At 49.0% G+C, this 18,286-nt stretch carries 21 protein-coding genes and 1 tRNA gene; 9 read left to right on the top strand and 13 right to left on the bottom strand.

Annotation, left to right across the window (positions count from 1 at the left end; genetic code table 11):
- Window positions 1–139: 139 nt before the first annotated feature.
- The 6 genes from SYK_RS08435 (at window position 140) to SYK_RS08410 (ending at window position 5,155) form a co-directional block, all read left to right on the top strand.
- Window positions 140–697, top strand: a complete 558-nt coding sequence (locus tag SYK_RS08435; RefSeq protein ID WP_281763144.1) for an RNA polymerase sigma factor — start codon at window positions 140–142, stop codon at window positions 695–697.
- Window positions 690–1,262 carry a glycogen-binding domain-containing protein gene (locus tag SYK_RS08430; RefSeq protein ID WP_281763143.1) on the top strand — a complete coding sequence of 191 codons (573 nt, stop codon included), beginning with the start codon at window positions 690–692 and terminating at the stop codon, window positions 1,260–1,262. Before SYK_RS08435 ends, SYK_RS08430 begins: the two co-directional genes overlap by 8 nt.
- 16 nt (window positions 1,263–1,278) lie before the next feature.
- On the top strand, window positions 1,279–2,004 hold the full coding sequence (locus tag SYK_RS08425; RefSeq protein ID WP_281763142.1) for a hypothetical protein: 726 nt from the start codon (window positions 1,279–1,281) through the stop codon (window positions 2,002–2,004).
- A 101-nt stretch (window positions 2,005–2,105) separates the two neighbouring features.
- Window positions 2,106–3,062, top strand: coding sequence for a tetratricopeptide repeat protein (locus tag SYK_RS08420; RefSeq protein WP_281763141.1), 957 nt, complete (start codon window positions 2,106–2,108; stop codon window positions 3,060–3,062).
- 17 nt (window positions 3,063–3,079) lie between these two features.
- The gene (locus SYK_RS08415; RefSeq protein ID WP_281763140.1) at window positions 3,080–4,003 is read left to right on the top strand and encodes a hypothetical protein; all 924 of its coding nucleotides are present in this window, start codon (window positions 3,080–3,082) and stop codon (window positions 4,001–4,003) included.
- A gap of 150 nt (window positions 4,004–4,153) precedes the next feature.
- Window positions 4,154–5,155, top strand: a complete 1,002-nt coding sequence (locus SYK_RS08410) for an HD-GYP domain-containing protein (protein WP_281763139.1) — start codon at window positions 4,154–4,156, stop codon at window positions 5,153–5,155.
- Between the two features lie 10 nt (window positions 5,156–5,165).
- Here the strand turns inward: SYK_RS08410 and SYK_RS08405 are convergent, their stop codons facing one another.
- Window positions 5,166–5,993 (bottom strand): transporter substrate-binding domain-containing protein, encoded by an 828-nt coding sequence (locus SYK_RS08405; RefSeq protein ID WP_281763138.1) that lies wholly within the window; start codon window positions 5,991–5,993, stop codon window positions 5,166–5,168.
- A 161-nt stretch (window positions 5,994–6,154) separates the two neighbouring features.
- On the opposite strand from SYK_RS08405, the gene SYK_RS08400 reads away from it, so the two are divergent.
- Window positions 6,155–7,284, top strand: a protein-coding gene (locus SYK_RS08400) for an IS3 family transposase (protein ID WP_281762720.1) whose coding sequence is annotated in 2 segments (ribosomal slippage) — window positions 6,155–6,407 and window positions 6,407–7,284 — 1,131 coding nt in all. Because the reading frame shifts where the segments join, the coding sequence is not laid out codon by codon here.
- On the opposite strand, the gene SYK_RS08395 is transcribed toward SYK_RS08400, so the two are convergent.
- The 8 genes from SYK_RS08395 to SYK_RS08360 form a co-directional block, all read right to left on the bottom strand.
- Complete coding sequence (locus SYK_RS08395) at window positions 7,223–7,714, bottom strand: GNAT family N-acetyltransferase (RefSeq protein WP_281763137.1); 492 nt, start codon at window positions 7,712–7,714, stop codon at window positions 7,223–7,225. The two genes, SYK_RS08400 and SYK_RS08395, sit on opposite strands and share 62 nt — an antisense overlap.
- Window positions 7,711–8,472 (bottom strand): acyl-[acyl-carrier-protein] thioesterase, encoded by a 762-nt coding sequence (locus tag SYK_RS08390; RefSeq protein ID WP_281763136.1) that lies wholly within the window; start codon window positions 8,470–8,472, stop codon window positions 7,711–7,713. Before SYK_RS08390 ends, SYK_RS08395 begins: the two co-directional genes overlap by 4 nt.
- A 5-nt stretch (window positions 8,473–8,477) precedes the next feature.
- Window positions 8,478–9,182, bottom strand: a complete 705-nt coding sequence (locus tag SYK_RS08385; RefSeq protein WP_281763135.1) for a substrate-binding periplasmic protein — start codon at window positions 9,180–9,182, stop codon at window positions 8,478–8,480.
- Window positions 9,183–9,277: 95 nt separating this feature from the next.
- Window positions 9,278–9,871: a MarC family protein gene (locus SYK_RS08380; protein WP_281763134.1), complete on the bottom strand. Its 594-nt coding sequence runs from the start codon at window positions 9,869–9,871 to the stop codon at window positions 9,278–9,280.
- A gap of 114 nt (window positions 9,872–9,985) precedes the next feature.
- Window positions 9,986–11,599, bottom strand: a complete 1,614-nt coding sequence (locus SYK_RS08375) for a DNA repair protein RecN (RefSeq protein WP_281763133.1) — start codon at window positions 11,597–11,599, stop codon at window positions 9,986–9,988.
- 11 nt (window positions 11,600–11,610) lie between these two features.
- Window positions 11,611–12,825: an alginate lyase family protein gene (locus tag SYK_RS08370; protein WP_281763132.1), complete on the bottom strand. Its 1,215-nt coding sequence runs from the start codon at window positions 12,823–12,825 to the stop codon at window positions 11,611–11,613.
- Complete coding sequence (locus tag SYK_RS08365; RefSeq protein ID WP_281763131.1) at window positions 12,822–13,664, bottom strand: ABC transporter permease; 843 nt, start codon at window positions 13,662–13,664, stop codon at window positions 12,822–12,824. Before SYK_RS08365 ends, SYK_RS08370 begins: the two co-directional genes overlap by 4 nt.
- On the bottom strand, window positions 13,664–14,659 hold the full coding sequence (locus SYK_RS08360; protein ID WP_281763130.1) for an ABC transporter permease: 996 nt from the start codon (window positions 14,657–14,659) through the stop codon (window positions 13,664–13,666). Before SYK_RS08360 ends, SYK_RS08365 begins: the two co-directional genes overlap by 1 nt.
- Window positions 14,660–14,802: 143 nt before the next feature.
- Here SYK_RS08360 and SYK_RS08355 point away from each other — a divergent pair.
- A tRNA-Ala gene (locus SYK_RS08355) sits at window positions 14,803–14,878 on the top strand.
- A 100-nt stretch (window positions 14,879–14,978) separates the two neighbouring features.
- On the opposite strand, the gene SYK_RS08350 is transcribed toward SYK_RS08355, so the two are convergent.
- From SYK_RS08350 to SYK_RS08340, 4 genes are all read right to left on the bottom strand, one after another.
- Window positions 14,979–15,800 carry a tyrosine-type recombinase/integrase gene (locus SYK_RS08350; RefSeq protein WP_431194130.1) on the bottom strand — a complete coding sequence of 274 codons (822 nt, stop codon included), beginning with the start codon at window positions 15,798–15,800 and terminating at the stop codon, window positions 14,979–14,981.
- The gene (locus tag SYK_RS08345; protein WP_281763129.1) at window positions 15,797–16,102 is read right to left on the bottom strand and encodes a hypothetical protein; all 306 of its coding nucleotides are present in this window, start codon (window positions 16,100–16,102) and stop codon (window positions 15,797–15,799) included. Before SYK_RS08345 ends, SYK_RS08350 begins: the two co-directional genes overlap by 4 nt.
- Window positions 16,103–16,105: 3 nt before the next feature.
- Window positions 16,106–16,330: a helix-turn-helix domain-containing protein gene (locus SYK_RS17715; protein WP_353618293.1), complete on the bottom strand. Its 225-nt coding sequence runs from the start codon at window positions 16,328–16,330 to the stop codon at window positions 16,106–16,108.
- Between the two features lie 676 nt (window positions 16,331–17,006).
- Window positions 17,007–17,951: a hypothetical protein gene (locus SYK_RS08340; RefSeq protein WP_281763128.1), complete on the bottom strand. Its 945-nt coding sequence runs from the start codon at window positions 17,949–17,951 to the stop codon at window positions 17,007–17,009.
- A 112-nt stretch (window positions 17,952–18,063) separates the two neighbouring features.
- Between SYK_RS08340 and SYK_RS08335 the strand changes: the two genes are divergently transcribed.
- A complete protein-coding gene (locus SYK_RS08335; RefSeq protein ID WP_281763127.1) occupies window positions 18,064–18,267 on the top strand; it encodes a helix-turn-helix transcriptional regulator in 204 nt (67 codons plus the stop codon).
- Window positions 18,268–18,286: the final 19 nt, after the last annotated feature.

The following is an 18,286-nucleotide window of genomic DNA, read 5'->3' as shown; positions in this document are numbered from 1 at the left end:
ATTGTGTTCTCCTTCATGGTGAGTGTATGTATTTAGCTTAGGACGGAGAGACGGGCAAGTTTTGTGACCAATGAGGTTTGGGCGGCGTATAATTAAGTGCAGATGAGTTGAAGTTCATGTTTGGTCCATCAGGATTTGAATGAAAGATATACGCGAAGCGGAAATAGTACGTGAAGTGCTTTTGGGGGATACCCAGGCATTTGGACTTCTGGTGCGAGAGTACCAAGGGCCTGTGTATAATCTCATGCTGCGCATGTTGGGCGATACCGATATGGCAGCTGATCTTGCCCAGGAAGCCTTCACTCGTGCCTATGAAAAACTCGGAACCTTTAATGTGAGGAAACGTTTTTTCCCTTGGTTGTATTCAGTTTCTTTGAACGTGGCTCGGGATTGGCTTCGGAAAAGAGGTCGTGACATGCATGTCTTTGTCGATGATGCCGCCGTTATGGTCAGAAATGAAGATTTGATTGACGAACAACAGGCTATACACGCCCGATTGGATGGGGCCAAAGCCTTCATTCTCGTGCAGAAGCTCGATGTGAAATATCGTGAAGCTTTGATTCTCAGATATAAATATGATTTTTCCGTACGTGAAATAGCAGAAACGTTGGAGATTTCGGTCAGTGGGGCGAAAATGCGTCTCAGCAGAGGGTTGGACATGGTCCGACACCAATTCAACGAGGGTTCAAATGACTGATGAACAAAAGAAAATACTGATGGAAGATGCTATCATTGAAAGTATTCGGCGTGCACCGGAAACGGCTGTGCCTGAAGGATTTTCAGAGCGTGTCATGGAAGGGCTTTCCCCGAAGACCCCTTCTGTTTGGACTCGAATATATTTATGGCTGGTCCGACCGCAGGTCATGACGATTCGTCCGTTTCAGGTGATTCCTGTGGTCACATTGGCCGTTGCACTGTTGGCCTTTTCTTTTATTCAGATGAATCCGGCACCGGGTACGGACGGTCTTCAACTGTCGACAGTTAAATTTGTCATGTATGACGGGGGAATGTCCGCTCAGAATGTTTCGGTAGTAGGGTCCTTCAATGGATGGAAATCAGACCGTTCTGTTATGTGGTATAGCGTTGAAGCTGGAGCATGGGTGCTGGAGGCGGAGTTGCCGCCTGGCGATCATGAATATCTTTTTTTGGTGAATGGAAAGAATCTTGTGCCAGATCCGTTGGCGCCGTTGACGCGTGATGATGGCTTTGGAAACAGAAATTCCATTATGTTTGTGGTGCAGAATAATGAACAAGCTTTGTAAAGTAATTTTAGCGAGTGTGCTTTTCGTATTGGTTGTTTTCGGTGTGCAACCAAGCCGAGCCGAAAGCGATTCATTTGCTGGCATGAAAGAGCGCGCCGTGGAGTGTGGAGTTTCGTCAGAAGTCCTCAATGAGGTCGGAGAACTGGTGAAAGCCGGGACTTTTTCCGATGATGAAGGGACAGCTCTTGTTACCCCATTGTTTGCGGCATGTGAAAAAAAACTGCCAATTGCGCCATTACAGGATAAATTGGCTGAAGGCTTGGCGAAGCAAGTTGCGCCTTTACGTATCGGTCTAGCTTTGCAGGTGAAATTAAACGCGTATGAGAATGCTCGTCGCCTCTTGAATCGACATTTGGAACCTGTTGCTTCTGATGTTCTGATTATTGTGGGGGAGGGGCTTTCCAGAGGTGTTTCTGAACATGACTTCGAAGCGTATCTGGCTAAATTCTATGGACAACCTCCAGAAATTTTTTTGACCGGAGCAGAGATGATTTCTTTGCTTGGTCAGATTGACTTTGATCCAGAACAGACTCGTTCCATGCTTAAAGCCGGTTTTGCCTCTGGCGGTTTGACTCCGCAGTGGCGGTATCTTGTGCGAGTCGTTCTTATAGCTAGGCAGCGCGGTATTTCGGATAACGTCATCGGTGAGGTTTCGTCTGGCGTGCTATCCGAGATGGGGACAGTGAATGATGTGTCGGCTCGTCTTGGTTTTACCAGTCGCAGCATGACTGGGAAGAAATAATTTCAGAAGTTTTGCGGTATTTTGTGACCTGAGCCAGTGGGTCTGGGTATATTGTTAGTAGGAATGGTTTTAATCGCGATAATTCCATGGGAGTTTTTTGAGTGAAAGGTTCTATAGCTTTAATATTGGTTTTGATTGTGTTGGGCATGGCGGGGTGTGCCAAAGTCGTCGGCCCGTATTATCTTGAACAGGAAAAATATGCAGATGGGATTGAAATTCTTGGAGAGCATCTTCAAGAAAATCCAGATGACGCATCTTCAGCCTACTATGTCGGGCGATATTATTTGGCATTAGATAAGCCTGAGCAAGGTCTTCCTTATTTAGAAAAGGCCGTGTCTTTGGAGCCGGACAACGCTGACTACGTTTTTTGGACCGGTGTAGGCTACTGGGCAACACTTGATTTTGAACGGGAAGAGGCCGCGTACAAACAGACTCTGCGCCTTAACCCGGAACATATTTCGGCGAATCTCTACCTTGGTCACGGATATGTTGATCGGGGAGAGTGGACTAAGGCTCTGGCCCAGTACGACAAGGTTGTTGCACTGGATAAATATAATCCCGAGGCCCTGTATAATCGGGCTGTTGCTCTGGGCGGATTGGGACGGACCTCGGAGGAAATTGCGGCTTGGAAGAAGTTTCTTGAGTATTACCCTGATGGGAGCCTGGCCATGGAGGCTACGGTGCAACTCAATCTGCAAGGAAACTTTCTCTATCGTAATTTTATCATTGGAAAACGTAATGTTACGCTTAAGAGCATGACGTTCAAACCGGGAACAACTTCTTTGGATGTCGATAGTCGGGCTTCGCTGAACGTGTTGAGCGCGATGATGCTTGCCAATGAACAGCTGTCATTGCACATCGTCTCCTTTCAACAAGGTGATGCGGAACGGGCCAAGGTTAATGCCAAGGCCGTTCGAGATGCCATTTTACGAGGACATTCAGATATTGATCCTTCAAGGCTGCTTTTGAGTTGGTTTGGGACCATCGAGTCGATTGATTACGGTAAAAAAACCTTTACGCTTGAACGCTCGGTGAAATTTGTTACTGAAGTTCAATAACTGTTGGAGGATACATCATGTTTAAAATGATGAATAAAATATATATGTTGTGTGTCGTTTTTATTTTGATGGCGTTGTTGGCTGCCCCTGTTGCATTTGCTCAAACGGATGATGGAGGCACCGGCGATACGGATGTCGCTACGGATACCGGAGATACCGGAGAGACCGGTGATACTGGTGATGCCGATGAATCAGCCGATGAAACATCAACCTTTGCTAATCCGGCTCAAGCTGCCAAGGCCGAATCTTTGGCCGAAGCTGTTGCTGAAGTTGGAGCACAGGCTGTAGCCGATGCCGAGCAGTCTGTCAGCGAAGCTGAAGCTGCTGTGGCTCAAGCTCAGGCAGCCGTCGATGCTGCGGAAGAAGATTCTTCGGAAGAAGCAGAGGCCATGGCTGCGTTAGAGGCTGCAACGGCTGCTTTGACTGAAAAGCAGGTTGCTGCAGATAAGGCTATTGCCAGTGCTGCCTCCATTGATGTTGATAGTATCGCGTCCATGCGGACTGCCGGTATGGGATGGGGTGAGATTGCCCATGAACTGGGTGTACATCCCAGCACGTTGGGACTGGGGCACAAAAAGCAGCATCAGCAAAAGACAAAGAATGTTGGGGTTGCGTCAAATGTCCATGTGGCCGCTGCGTATGGCAAGACGGTCAACAAGACCAATCGTAACGTTAAGTCCGGCGTTGCCAAGACGCCTGGTGTTTCCGGTGGCAAAGGGTCCAAGGCTGTCGGTCTGAGTCGGGCATCCAGCAAGGCCAAGTCCGGTGCCAAGGATTCCAAGTCCTCCAAGAGTTCTTCATCCTCGGGAGGGCGAGGTAATTCCGGGAGTAACGGGAATGGTAATTCTGGAAGTAACGGAAAGGGTAACTCCGGTAACAACGGCAACGGAGGCGGCAACGGTGGTGGTAATGGCGGCGGTAATGGCGGTGGCAAAAAGTAGCTGTTGTTATACTCAATATATCTAAATTCCGAATGGGACTTGTCTGTGTGACGAGTCCCATTTTTTGTATGGGGACCTTGGCCTTGAAAATTGTTGTTGAATCAGGTTATTTTGCAGGTATCGATGAATTAATGAAGGTGCGTGTTTTTTATGACGGATTTTTTTGAAGAGATCTATCTGCAAATCAGCGCAACTATTTTGGAAAGTTTTCCTAAATTTCGTCCACCTGTGGATCTGTATGTATTTGATTCCGCTGTGGGGCAGGTAAAGAAATTTCATAAGGCCGAAGCTCGTCTGGACACGGACGGACAGGCCGAAGTCGCAATGATCGCCACCGAAGGTCGGCTGTTTTTGCTCAGGGATGATTACAGAATCTATGCCAGCCATTTGAGCAAGCGGCTTGGCATGTTGTTGGTAGAGGAAGGTTTTAGTCCCGTGGAAGTGGCAGAAATCTTTTTTCTCGCCTTTCGAGATCGTATGGAACAGTTTTTTGAGCAACCGCAAAAAGGTATGCTTGAATTGTTGGTTAAGGATATTTCCGTATTGGCTGAATACCTTTGGATAGATCCTAGCCGGGTTGAGTTTTTAACTCAGACTCTGGATAAGGAATACAGTCTGGCTGTTCACTCAACCAACTCGATGTTTATCGGGTTGACCTTGCATGTCCATGCCGCAGGACGGGCTGTAGAGAAGGACGGTTTGGCTCGTGTCGCTCTCGGATTACTTCTGCATGATCTTGGCATGACTCAGGTGCCCCGTTTCATCAGGGATAAACAGCATTTCTTGGTGCGGCGAGATCGTGAATCCATTGAAAATCATATCGACGCGGGGCTGAAGATGTTGCAGCGCCTCAAGATTGCCGATCCCGTTGTGTTGGAGTGTATGCGCCAACATCATGAACGCAATGACGGCTCCGGCTATCCCGACCGGCGTTTTGGCAAGGATATTTCTATGGCCGGAAAACTTTGTGCTGTGGCGGATTCCTTTTCCGCCATGATAGGCGTTCGTCCTTATCGATCGTCCAAAGATGTGGCCGAAGCAGCCATTGCCCTGATCAAGGACAAGAGAAAGTACGAACCGACCTTGATTAAGCTTCTCGGTGAAGCTTTGGCTGAAGGAGGCTGGATGAATGGTGCTAAGGCGTCGGTATAGGCGAAAAAGATTATTCTTCGGGTGGAGTATATCGTCGGCCAAGAATGCGACAAAGTAAGCCTATGAACATAACCACTGCAACCATGAGTATGCCGGTCAAAGCCCATCCCCTGTCGTGTGTCACGTCCAGAAACCATTTGCTGCGAATGTAGTTGAGTCTTTTCGCATCCAGCCGTTTCCATCCATTTTGCACTAAGGTGCGCAGGTCATTCCGCCCATCGGCTACGGCTACCCTTAGGGTGTTTCTATATGCGTCTTTCTCTTTCAGGAATCGGCCTTGGGCTTTGAATTTTCGTAAGTAGAAGACTGCGATGGGTTGGTCGGCGACAAAGGCCTTGATGTCTCCATCGACGGCGGCCTTGATCATGTCTCTGGCTTGCGGGAACGGGCGTATGGGGTGGTTTGGCCATGAATGCTGCATGAAATGTTCAGTGTATCCACCTGCCACGATACCCACTGGGAATAGTTTGATATCATCCCAATTCAACCCTTTGGCAATATAGATGGCTGCCGAGAGATTGGTGATCGGCTCTCCGAAGTCAAGATATTCATTTCTTTTTTTGGTATAGAAGAGTCCTCCGTGGACATCTGCTTGACCTGTACGCACCCAGTCCAGAGTTTCTTGCCAGTCACCTAATTTGAAGCGGATATCAATGTTGTTGACTTCGCCGAAGTGTTTCCAGAAATCGATTAAATATCCTTGTGGAAGGCCCTGTGCGTTTATGTAGACCAAAGGTTCGTAGTTTGAGTCGTGTGTTACGATCAATTTTTGTTTTGCAGCAGAAGGAGTCGGCACGGCCAGAAGCAGGAAGAGCACGCCTATCGATAAATTAAGCATACTGGGTGAATGAAAGTGTGGGCGGCGAATCACGGGATGCTGGTCCTAAAGTTGAATATATCCGTTTTTTGCAAACTGCTTGACGTTCTCCCGTGAAATAGGCCCAAAGATAATGTGAGTTTTTGGCGAAATCGATTATTACAAATCAGGAGGATTTCGCCATGAGAAAATCTAGGTACACTGAAGAACAAATTGCCTTTGCCCTACGCCAGGCCGAACACGGCACTCCCATCAAAGAAGTCATTCGTAAAATGGGCATTTGCGAACAGACCTTCTATCGTTGGAAAAAGCTATATGGCGGAATGGGCACCAGTGAACTCCGCAAGATGAAAATGCTTGAAGAAGAGAACCGCAAATTAAAGAGGCTTGTCGCAGATCTAAGCCTCGATAAAGTCATGTTGCAGGATGTGCTGTCAAAAAAGCTTTAAAGCCTGCTCGTCGGCGCAAACTGGTCGATGAATTCAGAATCAATTACGATGTAAGCATCCGTCATGCTTGCAGAGTGGCATTGATTTCACGATCTTTGTACGGTTACCAGCCCAAAACCGATGATCAGGCAGAATTACGCATGCGCATTCATGAAATAGCCGCTGCGCGAGTTCGTTATGGCTACAAGCGTATTCATATCTTATTGCTTCGTGAAGGATGGCAAATCAATCACAAACGCGTTTACCGACTCTATCGGGAGGAAGGGCTTACCCTTCGCAGCAAACGTCCTAAAAGAATTGTAAGCGCGGCTCATAGGCAGCATGTTGAGAATGCTGAAAATCCTAATGAAGTTTGGTCAATTGATTTCATGAGTGACGCCCTGTTTGATGGTCGGCGGCTAAAATTGCTGACTGTGGTAGACAATTACACCCGTGAATGCCTTGCCATCAAAACGGGGCAAGGCATCACTGGGGATCAAGTCGCTGATACTCTGGGATACATTGCAGTCGGTCGATCATTTCCTAGCCGGATCAAATGCGACAATGGACCGGAGTTTACATCAAAGGCCTTGGACAAATGGGCCTATGAACACAACGTTGTTTTGGATTTTTCAAGACCTGGAAAACCTACAGACAACGGATATATTGAGTCTTTTAATGGACGTTTGAGAGACGAATGCCTGAATGTAAACTGGTTCTTGTCTCTGGACGATGCACAGCGTAAGATCGGGGCGTGGCGTGAAGACTATAATGTGAGTCGTCCTCACACATCTCTGGGCAACTTGACGCCGTTCGAATTTGCTAGCCATGCCGGGCAATTGCCCGGCATGGCTGAACCTGAAAAAAGCCAAAAAATCGCATAATGCCCAGCCCTAAAACGGGGAGACCCTCATAATCAGGATCTTTAACAAGAGCCATGGCGGTAAGCATGGGGTTGAAGCCAAGCCGTGCGTAGAATTTTTCCTTGCCCGGGACGCTCCATAAAACCACGCTGGGGGTGTTTAGACGTTTGGTCAGTGCTTTCATTATGCGACTTCCCAAATGTTTGCCCTGATGCTCCGGTAAAATGCATAGGTCATAGATAACTGATTGGTATACTCCGTCTGACAGGGCACGGGCCATCCCCACGAGTTCGTTGTTGAACCATGCGAAGCACACGAGGTTGCTGTTTTCAAAAGTTGCTTGTATTTTGTCCGGTTCACGAATGCTAAGAGGTGCTCGTTTCAAAACATTGGCGGCCACAGCCCAGTCCACGCCGGTCGTGTCAAATCGTAGTTTTATATCATCGCTCATGCCGGTTTCCACCATGTTTTCATGCGGACTGTTTCTCGGTTGTCTGAAAGGCGTGTCAGGGAATGCGTGAAGGTGTCCATATTGTTGTCGGGTTTACCCAGAGTGCAGCTCGCCTGATACGTTTCACCAGCAAAGGACTCGGTTCTGAATTGAATGTCCAGCCCCATGCACCTGTGCGCATTGTCCCATTCTAGTGGCACGGCTTCCATACAATATTCAATATATTTTACGTTGTTCACATGACCATTGATGTCTGTATCGGCCTTGCGGGCCATGATTTCCACGGTATGCTCACCTTGTTTGAGGCGGGTGACGGCTTTGGATGGAAAGACAATGGAGTGGTCACGTTTCGGGATGAATCGTTTGTTGAGCACGGAGTCAGGTTTGTCCGGGCGGTGTGTCTCGACATTAATGGTGGCCCAGGAAGAGGTGGCTCGTCCTATGAGAGTGTCTGTATCGTGAATGAGGAAGTCTCGAAGGGCTACCAGTCGTTCGTTTTCTGAGGGCCATGTTCTTACGCTGACCTGTTCTCCAAATTCAGGCATCCGATCCATCATGACATGGAGTCGAGCCAATACCCAGAAATGACCATTTTGGCGGAGATCGCGCAACCCGAATCCGAGTGAGTCGGCATGGCGAGAGGCTATGTCCTGTAGATAATTACACACGGACGAGATTGATATATGACCATCCGTGCGGGGTTCGTAAGAGCGTATGTTGTACAGGTGCTCAAGAGTGAGGTCATTGGGTGATGTCATGGGCTCTATTCTTTTGTCTGCATGGCACTGTTTCTTATTTTGTCCATTTCTCCGCTTTCGTGCATGCGGGAAAGGACCTCTGTAATGAGCGGGACCAATTCTGCATGTTTTATATGGAGATAGTGGTAGAGTTCCAATTTTGCAAGTGGAGGCTCATGGGCATAGAATTTTTTGACGTATGCTTTTTCACTTTGGGCAGGGTGGATGCTTCGCGTGGCAATAACGACATCAAGACGGTTTGCGGCGAGAAGTTTGAACAGTGTGTCATGGTTTGTTGTACGGAGAACGTTTGGCATCCCCTGCGTCCGTATTTCCGCGTATCTGAGGCCTGCCTTGATGCCGATTCGTCGTTCTTCGAGGCTTTTCCAGCCTTTGATGGGGAAGCTGTTTTTAATGGTGTAGGCCATGATATCAACAGTCATGATTGTTACGGGAATACGAATGAGATTTGGGTGCTCTGATTCAATGTCGGCGATTCGGCAGAGTTCTCCGTCGATGTAGCCTGTATTCGAGTCGACCAAGGCACGGTTTGCTGGAAGAACCTTGCCTTTTACTTCTATGCCAATTCTGGAATAGGCGGTTTTGAGGATGGCCAATATGCCCGTGGCAGCAGTTGTATCATCCTCTCCCATCGCCAAGACCAGTGCTTGTCCAGCAAATGCAGGACAAGCTATGAATATGGTGAGCAATAATGATACGAAAAATTTCATATAAGGTAAAATACCGGAAAAATGTTACCTCGTACAGAGCCCTTTGATGAAATTTTGTATCGTATGACGTGTGGAGTCTTTTGGATGGATATTGATTATGACAGGAAGTTGGCCACGCCTGTAAACACGATTTGAGCGGCCATGGCTGACAGGATCAGGCCGGTTATTTTGGTCAGAACTGCGAGCCCCATGGAGCCGATGACCCGTTTCAGAGCTGGAGCGACAAAAAGCATCAATCCTACGGTCAGGCAGGCTGCAATCAGAGACGCTGCGCCAATGAGTCGTTCTGTCGCACCACCAAGTTCTGCACCAAGAATGAGCAACGTACCGATGGTGGCTGGGCCCACAGTGATGGGGATAGCCAATGGAACCACCGCCACATCCGTATCGTCTTCTGGTTCCGGTCGGGTGCGTTTGCCGGATACTAATGATACGGCAGACAGGAACAGCAGGCTTCCTGCGCCAACGCGGAATCCATCCAACGTAATGCCTAACGTCGAAAAGATAGGGTTCCCGGCAAAGTAGAGTGTCAGCACAATAACCAAGACGGAAATGGTTACCCGAATTGCCAGTTTTCGTTGTTCAATTACGTCCATGTCTTCGATGAATGACAGGAATACTGACAAAACGAAAAATGGCGTCAGCAGGAAAAATAATTTGATATAAAGGGAGATGAAGAGGTTGGTCACGATGGTCATCCCTGCGCGAAGCGCACACAAAAAGTTTGGGAGATTCTCAAGCCCCTTTTTTAGAAGGTTCTTGAGCCCTCGGAGAGACCGCCGGTAGGCTTACCGGTCACATCTCTACTTAACGAGTTTTTCAGCCAATGCTCGACCTTGTTCTCCGCCGCCTGCCATGCGGGATAATTCATCCATGATGGCATCGGTTTCCAGCCGGTTACAGCGGGTGTAGGTCTCCCCGTCCACAACTTCTTTCTTGATGAAGAAATGACGGTCGGCCTTGCCTGCCAGTTGTGGCCAATGGGTAATGAGCAACATTTGCTGGCGGTCTGCAAGGGCGCGGAGTTTGCCGCCAACCGAGTTGAGTGTCAAGCCTCCAATTCCGGCGTCTACTTCATCAAAAATAAGTGATGGCAGGGCATCGTGTTCCTTGGCGTTGTCACCGCGCATGGTGACCAATGCGAGCAGGAATCGTGACAGCTCTCCGCCCGAGGCTATTTTGTCGAGCGGCTGGGCTGGCTGGCCGGGGTTGGGCACCCACATGAGGCGCCCACGCATGTCGTCACAACCGGGATACAACTCGCGTGCTTCAAATTCGAAATGTACTTTGATGTGTTCGGAAAAGCCGAGATCGAACAATTCATCCACGATGCGGATAGAAAGTTCCTTTGCCGCTTTTTTCCGGGCCTTGTTGACTTCGCCGAGTGTTATCTGAAGATTTGACGCGGCTGCGGACTCTTCGCGGGACAGGTTCTTCATGTCCAGAGCACAGGCGTCGAGGAAGGAAAGGTTTTCATCTATTTCCACTTTCATGGTGACGATGTCATCCAGATTGCGTCGAAGCTTTCGTTTGAGCTTGGCCAATTCGAAAAGACGTGATTCGATATCGTCAAGAGACATGGGGTCGTCATCTTCCAGGTTTCCCGGTCCACGTCTGAGTCGTGAGTCGAGATCATGCAACCGAATGCGTAATTCCTCTATGGCTTCGCGGTCCTCGTCGAATCCGGGAAAGAGTCGAGCGACAATTTCCATTTCGCGGGTGAGCAATGTCATGTTGTCGAGCATGCTGATTTCGCCGTGCAGAATGTCCAGTGCATTTTGTAGACATTCTCCGGCACGTTCCCGGTCCTTGAGAATTTTTTTGCGTTCCTCAAGCTCGTTTTCTTCATCCGGCTGCGGATCAACAGCGTCAATTTCCTTTTTTTGATACTCAAAGAAATCGCGCTGTTTTTCTATGTCGTCGTACTTTTCGTTGAGATGACGTTTGCGTTCCAGCACATCCTTGAGCACTGCGAGTTTGTCGTTGCGTTGAATCAGAATGGATTGGTCAGGAATGAAGGAGTCGAGGATTTCCGACTGAAAGGCCGGAGAAAGCAGCTTTTGCTGTCCATGTTGGCTGGTGTGGATGATCAGTCGCGTGCGCATGTCGCGAATTGTCGGCTGAGATGACAGCGTGTCGTTGATGTAGACACGACTGCGGCCTGTCTCGGCGGAAAGTTCACGGCGAATGACTGTTTCGCCTTCAGGCAGCACAAATAATGCTTCCACCGATGCCTTATTGCTGCCGGGGCGGACCAGTTTCTTGTCCATGCGTTCGCCCATGAGGAAATCCACGGCTCGCATGATAAAGGATTTGCCCGCACCAGTTTCACCTGTGAGCGTGTTTAGCCCCGGAGAGAATTCCAGCTCAACGTCTTCTATGAGGGCAAGGTTCTTGATCCGTAACAGTTCAAGCATGAAGCTCCAGCCTAGTAAAAAAGTATCGAGTTGTCCCGTGCGCCATGGGCCTTGGGTAACTCGTTTAAATAATCAAGGTAACGATTGTCCTTATACACCAGTGCGGCCCTGCGGAAAAGAGGAACGTAGCGGTACGGATTGAACACCCCTGTTGTCCCATGCGGCCATTTTTTTTTGGGATTGAGATATGGGGCCGCAAAGTCGAGGGCTTGCCGGATGGATGGCCCTACGGGGTCTGCCCAATTCCAGAGATCAAGCCCCAGGCGTTCGCCCACACTGGAGAGAATTGCGTATGCTTCAAGCGTAGAAAAGGTGGCGTTGCGTGATCGGGGCTGTTTCAGCGCGTAGGGCATGGACCCGTCAGGCATTATTTGGCGTACTATACGCCGTCGTTCGGCCGTACGTATGATGGTTCGGGCTAGGTCTATATCTTCTGCGTACAGGGCATATACGGCAACCTGTGCGTCAAACCATGTGCCGTGCTCGTCGCGGGATTCTGCTTCGCGGCGACCGAATTCACTGTGCATCAGCCATTGAACGTATGCGGAGAACCACTTTTTGATTTTTCGACTGGTCGATTTGGACCATGCGTGGGAAGGTTCAAGTATGAGGGCCGCATCCACCACGCGGATGAGGTCGCGTGTCTCAATGATGCCGGTATGATGACCTTCTGCGACACCTAGCCGTGAGTGGGCATAGAGCATGTTCGGATTGACTCGGGTTGAGGAATCGCTACACCACGCCATGATCAACGCGGTGCTTTTGCTGGCGTATAGCTCGTCGCCTGTGAAATACCATGCAAGAGCCAGTGTTGTTGCCTGCCTTGCCATGCGTGACAGTCGAGAGCGGTCATAAATGTCAGATGAAGCTTCGGGGTTGGCTTCCCCGGGGTGTTGCACATAGGGCAAGCCGTTTTTGATCGCGGGGTTCGGCCACCAGTCAGGCGACAACGACCAGTAATCATGGCGATCGTTGCTTGGGCCAGCCTTTTTTTTCAAGGTGACGGATTCGATGGAAGCATCCAAGGCCTGTTTGGCTTCGTTGATGAAATTTTCATATGCCGGACGAATGGCCGGATCTCGCTGTAGAATTTGGCGTTTTGTTTGATACAAAATGGTTGGCGAGAGTACGATGGTGTCGGGCAGGTTGGTGCCTGCGAGAGCCGGAGTGACCAATAGGATGGCCAAAAGTGACAGAAATAGATGGCGGGTAATGAACCCGGTCATTGCTTCAGCCTTGGGTCGAGTAGGTCGCGTAAGGATTCGCCGAGCAGGTTGTACCCAAGCACCGTAAATAGAATGGCGAGGCCGGGAAAGACAGATAACCACCACGCGATTCCCAAGACTTCTTTACCTTCCATGAGCATATTGCCCCAGGAAGCATCTGGCGGCTGTACGCCGAGGCCCAGAAATGACAGCGAAGATTCAGTCAGGATGGCACCAGCTACGCCAAGGGTGGCGGAAACGAGTACCGGGCCGATGGCATTGGGCATGATGTGTCGGGAAATGATGCGGATGGGCCCAGCACCGGCAGCTCGTGCAGCCAGTACGTAATCTCGCTCGCGGATTGTCAGGGTCTCGGCGCGGACCAGTCGAGCCACCCCCATCCAGCCGGTCAGACCGATGACAATCATGATATTTGTCAGGCTTGGTTCCAGAAATGCGATGACCGCCAGAATGAGGAAAAAGGAAGGGAAGCAGAGCATGACATCCACGCCGCGCATGATGATTTCATCCACAATACGGCCAAAATAGCCAGCGGTCAGGCCGAGGGCCAGCCCGATGGAAGTGGCGATACCCACGGCAACAAAACCGACCCAGAGTGAGACGCGGCCACCAAACAGAATGCGTGAAAAGACATCGCGGCCCAGAGCGTCGGTGCCCATGAGGTGGGTTGTTGACGGAGGCAAGAGTAACGTATCCACGTTGATGAGACTGGGATCGAATGGCGCAAGGAGTGGAGCAAAGACTGCGGCCAGAGACATCAGTCCTACAATGAGACCGCCCAGAATGAGCAGGGCGTGCCGTGCCCATGGGGAGACTCGTTTCAGTGGTTTGCGTTTCATTATTTGCCCCCTTGTCCCACGCGGATACGTGGATCAGCAAGGCCGTAGCCAATGTCAGCCAGCAGATTCCCGATAAGTGTCAATATGGCACCTAGTACTAACGATCCCATGATGAGAGGGTAATCTCGTGACATGACCGCTTGATAGAAAAGTTGCCCAAGGCCGGGCAGGGCGAAGATTGATTCAATGATGACAGAGCCGCCGATCAGAGCTGGAACCGACAGGCCGAGGATGGTGATAACCGGCATGAGTGCGTTTCGTAGGGCGTGTTTGAACAGAACGACACGACTGGACAACCCCTTGGCGCGCGCAGTCATGATGTAGTCCTGCCGCAGGACTTCAAGCATGGAGGAACGCATGAATCGGGACATGCCTGCCCATGAGCCGGAGGTATAGATGAAGATTGGCAGGATGAGGTGCTTGGTCACATCCCACAGTTTACCCATAGGCGACATGGAGTCGAATCCCATGGATGTCAGGCCGGAGATGGGAAGGATGGGCCAGGAAATGCCGAGCCAGAGCATGAGCAGCAGGGCCAGCCAGAATCCGGGCATGGCAAAGCCTATGAATACGACCACGGTTGACAGTTTATCAAAAACGCCACCACGCCACCATGCCGCAGTTACCCCTATGGGAACCGCGATGAGCAGAGTCAGCACCATGGAAGCCACATTCATACCAAAGGTTAAAGGTAGGCGTTCCTTGATCTTGTCCCAGACCGGGCGATGGTCGCCGGACATGGATTGACCAAAGTCGAGTTGTACCAATCTTTTCAGCCAGCTGGCGTATTGAATATGCAGAGGCTTATCTAAACCGTAGAGCTTTTCGAGCTGGAGACGTGCTTCAATTCCGGCGTCGGGGTTCAACGTGGTCTGAAGATCTGTGGGCGAGCCGGGGGCCAGATGAATAACCCAGAAGCTGATAACCGTGATGCCGAGAAACACCACGCCCACCCACAGCAGTTTGATAAGTATCCGTTTCAGAACGTGTGCCATCTATTCTCCATATAATTCCAACCGTCCGTTATTCTTACTGCAAGACGAGCCATGAATCAATGGACAACTCTCTCCCCCTACAATGAGATTTTCAGTTGACATTGCTTCCCGCCTTGGCTATTTCCCCCTTCACCCAACAGCGTGGGGCTGTAGCTCAGTTGGGAGAGCGCTTGAATGGCATTCAAGAGGTCGTGGGTTCGATTCCCTCCAGCTCCACCACAAGAAAGTTAAGGACTTCAAGCATTTGCTCGAAGTCTTTTTTCTTTGGTTTGGGGCCGAAAAACGGTTCTGTGTCCCATATATGTCCCAAATGGAATTTTTATGTGTTTTGGTAGTGTGCGGCCAACTTGTCCTGTACCGGGTTGTGGAGGAGGTTCTCGAGGTTGGTATAACGTTCGGTCATACGCGGATCATTATGGCCGATCATGGATGCTGCGTGTTTTGTTGACCCGCCCGCCAGCACGATGTTGGTACAATAAGTGTGGCGGTGGTCATGGAAGTTGAGCTTCTTGTTGAAGCCGCATGCGTCACGGATGGTCCGCCAAGCCTTGTTGAAGTTGGTGGACCTACAGCCATTGAGTTTCCCGACAACATGCTCGTTTTTCACTTCGATTCCACGCTGTTTTCTCATCTTCTCAAGGTGGGCCTTTCGCTCAAGCAAGGCTTCTCTCGTTCTCGGCATAATTGAGTGAAGCCTGTCGTTCTTATTTTTGGTGCGGTAGAAGTTGATTACTCCTGTGTCTTGAAAGCCCAGGTCAATTTGGGACCATTTGAGGTCAAGTATCTCTTGGCGAGCACATCCATGCTCTACGGCAAGCAGAATCGCCAGCACCATGTAGTGTCGTGTTTTTTGTTTTCTAGCTTGTTCGAGTAATATCTCAACCTCGTTAGGGGTGAGGAATACTTTCCGTTCATGTTGTTTTTCGCTTAATTTCGGGATTGAGGCAGACGGATCAGTAGTGATCGCCTTTTCTTTCGATGCCAGCTTTATTACTTGTTGAACAACGAACAGATACCGATTCGCCGAGGCTGGGGAGTTGCGATGAGCTTCTTTGGCTCGGAAGTCGAGAAGGAGTTCTTCGGTAATCGTCCCGATCAGCTTTCTTCCAAACGTTTTTCGGATTCGTTTCAGACGGCCTATATATCCTGAAGCTGTGACAGGGCTGAGACTCCCTTCTTGTTTGCGTCTTTTCCACTCTTTTTTTTGAGATCACAGAAGTGATTGACGGTCTTGTTTCGTAAGGACCTGTTGGCCCTTGGCATCTCAATTAATTCTCCGCCATCTATTGTAACTTCAAGTTTGGCTTTTGCCGCTTTCGCATCGCTTTTTCTCTTGAACGTGCCGTAATATTTTTTCATTTGTGTTTCCGGGCAGTAGAAGTCTACACGGTATACATCTTTGGTCTTTTTTCTGGGGCATTTCGCAATGGTTACTGTAGCCATGGGCTAGTACTCCTGCGAGCTTCCGCCCGTTTCAATTCCGATTTGGCTGTCAATGAACGCTAGCAAATCCTGCTCTCGGATCAGCTTACGTGATCTTACTCTGATGCAGGGTAAATCGCCAGTGGAAATGATGCGAGAAATGGTGGAACGGTGGACGCGCAGAAAGGTTGCGGCGTCTTGAATTGTAAAGAGGTTAGGTAAGAGTGCTTGGTTATTTTGATACTGCATAGCAGCCTCCATGATGAAGGTTGCCGAACAGCGCCCAGTTCGAATGCTGGTTAGGAATATAGACCCTGGTGAGAGGGCGGTTTCTGGGCCGGATGACTCTTCGGTTCGCGGTTCGGTTTCGCTTTCCTGTTCATCTCATAACCGAGGTTCAATATGAAGAACCAACCAGCAGGATGTGGCGGTCATCCTGCCTATGTAATGCGGTCAGGTGGCGTTCCGCCCATAGGGGGCAGAAGGTCATTAATTATACTCAATGGTACGCCAGGACACATTGAGTTCTGAGGCTTCTGCTTCTGCCAGTATCGCTTGTTCATTCTGGAAGGTGGAGGGATAATAACAGGCTGGTAAGTTTCTTCAAGTTATTCTTTAAATTCAACGGTTTGATTGTTTTTGATGAATTGTGATGAATCAGGGAAGTTCAGAGTGAATGAGGTCCCCTAGGTCCGATTTGTGGTCGAAGACATACAGCATTTGTTGGAGTCTGTTGTTGCTCAGCGACTACAACCATTGTGATTGATCGTGATGCATCGTGATGAATACGGTTGGTTGTGTAGATACAATAATTCTGTGTTCTGTGTGTCTTGATTTTGGGATAAATATCTGGTTTTAAACAGAGAATCATATGTTCATTGGTAAGTTGAAGGGGGCCCATCGTCAAATATGTAGAAGAAAATGGTCATTGTTTTTTCGGTCTGCCAGCCCCTATACGTTGCCCTCCTGCGTTTGGTTTTGGGCCTCCTTTTGATGAACGTACTTCCTGCTGGAGTTTGAGCCAGGCTTCAGCTTGGCTAAATTCCCATTTGTATAAACTAGCGTCACGAATAATGATTTGGTGGAGCAGGAGTCGTTTTTCGCGGACAAATGCAGCACCTTCGGTATCGTTTTTGTCCCACATATCATTAGGGTCAATCCTATCGACAGGATCAAGCGCCGATATTACGGATTCGATATTGCGAATGTCGCCTCCTGTTTTGCAAATAAATTCTTTGGTAAGAGGAAGATGGGGCCATATCTCTGTGAGGTCATGCTCGACAGGCTCGTATTCCTCAGGCGCAAGGATTCCTTTAGATTTTAAATTGATGTAGTTAGGGGGGCAAATGTGAAGTACATTTTGAGTATGTTTTAGGTAGAGGCTCCGAAGCTCCTGTAGCCTCGATGTTTTTCCGATTTTTGCGAGGCGTAAAAGGGCCCGTCGGTGACTTTGGTATTCGGCACAACCGGATTCGTGGAAGCAGCAATAAGGGGCTTTTTTGATTTTGTTGTAACGCTTGAAAACAAAGCGCCAACAATGGGGACAAGTAGTGAAGTGCCCAAGAAATTTGTTTGTTCTTTTTTTTAGGGCAAATCTTTTATCCCAGTTGGCTTTTATAATTAGGAATGCGGAGTATAGGTCGTTAATAAAATCTTCTTGTTCTCCGTATTCGGTAGCGCTAGAAAGCCATTTTATTTTTTTGCCCAATTTTGACCACGAGTTGCATTTGTGAAGGATAATCAATGATTTGGCGAGGACGCTTTTAGGAAAGAGTTGCGAGATGTCTTTTCTGATCAAGTTTGTCACGTCAGCCGGAGTACGTCCTTTGTATCTCTCTATGAGCATTAGTTCTTGTTGTCTTTGGTACATACGTTTGCTTCCAAAAAAAATCAGCTGTGTGAAAAGAAAATCGTAGATAGTCGCATTTTGTATTGTCAGTTTATTGATAACTCATGATGAATTTCGAAGAGGAGAAGAAATCATGAGTAATCAAAAAGTTTTGAATATCTACGAGTTTGCGGAATTGCTAGGAACAACTAGCGCAGCCATCCGTAGTCATTGGCAACGGCGTAACTTTGATGCAATCCCTCGCCCTATCCATTTGGGTAGAAGGCTCGGTTGGCCTATGCAAATTGTGGAGGATTGGCTTCAGAAGAAAATAGAGGCTGATTCGATTTGGCAATAAATTACCCAATCCTTCATTC

The organism is Pseudodesulfovibrio nedwellii, from assembly GCF_027923765.1.
In the GTDB taxonomy this organism is placed as follows: Bacteria; Desulfobacterota; Desulfovibrionia; order Desulfovibrionales; family Desulfovibrionaceae; genus Pseudodesulfovibrio; species Pseudodesulfovibrio nedwellii.
Note: the sequence above shows the minus strand (reverse complement) of the source record. Positions and strands in the feature narration are given on the sequence as shown.

What these genes read in the sequence shown, in the direction of transcription:
- SYK_RS08370 (WP_281763132.1), bottom strand. Translation starts at nt 12,825, where the DNA reads ATGACCGGGTTCATTACCCGCCATCTATTTCTGTCACTTTTGGCCATC.
- SYK_RS08365 (WP_281763131.1), bottom strand. Translation starts at nt 13,664, where the DNA reads ATGAAACGCAAACCACTGAAACGAGTCTCCCCATGGGCACGGCACGCC.
- SYK_RS08405 (WP_281763138.1), bottom strand. Translation starts at nt 5,993, where the DNA reads ATGCTTAATTTATCGATAGGCGTGCTCTTCCTGCTTCTGGCCGTGCCG.
- SYK_RS08395 (WP_281763137.1), bottom strand. Translation starts at nt 7,714, where the DNA reads ATGAGCGATGATATAAAACTACGATTTGACACGACCGGCGTGGACTGG.
- SYK_RS08345 (WP_281763129.1), bottom strand. Translation starts at nt 16,102, where the DNA reads ATGGCTACAGTAACCATTGCGAAATGCCCCAGAAAAAAGACCAAAGAT.
- SYK_RS08375 (WP_281763133.1), bottom strand. Translation starts at nt 11,599, where the DNA reads ATGCTTGAACTGTTACGGATCAAGAACCTTGCCCTCATAGAAGACGTT.
- SYK_RS08340 (WP_281763128.1), bottom strand. Translation starts at nt 17,951, where the DNA reads ATGTACCAAAGACAACAAGAACTAATGCTCATAGAGAGATACAAAGGA.
- SYK_RS08335 (WP_281763127.1), top strand. Translation starts at nt 18,064, where the DNA reads ATGAGTAATCAAAAAGTTTTGAATATCTACGAGTTTGCGGAATTGCTA.
- SYK_RS17715 (WP_353618293.1), bottom strand. Translation starts at nt 16,330, where the DNA reads ATGCAGTATCAAAATAACCAAGCACTCTTACCTAACCTCTTTACAATT.
- SYK_RS08435 (WP_281763144.1), top strand. Translation starts at nt 140, where the DNA reads ATGAAAGATATACGCGAAGCGGAAATAGTACGTGAAGTGCTTTTGGGG.
- SYK_RS08415 (WP_281763140.1), top strand. Translation starts at nt 3,080, where the DNA reads ATGTTTAAAATGATGAATAAAATATATATGTTGTGTGTCGTTTTTATT.
- SYK_RS08385 (WP_281763135.1), bottom strand. Translation starts at nt 9,182, where the DNA reads ATGAAATTTTTCGTATCATTATTGCTCACCATATTCATAGCTTGTCCT.
- SYK_RS08390 (WP_281763136.1), bottom strand. Translation starts at nt 8,472, where the DNA reads ATGACATCACCCAATGACCTCACTCTTGAGCACCTGTACAACATACGC.
- SYK_RS08410 (WP_281763139.1), top strand. Translation starts at nt 4,154, where the DNA reads ATGACGGATTTTTTTGAAGAGATCTATCTGCAAATCAGCGCAACTATT.
- SYK_RS08430 (WP_281763143.1), top strand. Translation starts at nt 690, where the DNA reads ATGACTGATGAACAAAAGAAAATACTGATGGAAGATGCTATCATTGAA.
- SYK_RS08360 (WP_281763130.1), bottom strand. Translation starts at nt 14,659, where the DNA reads ATGGCACACGTTCTGAAACGGATACTTATCAAACTGCTGTGGGTGGGC.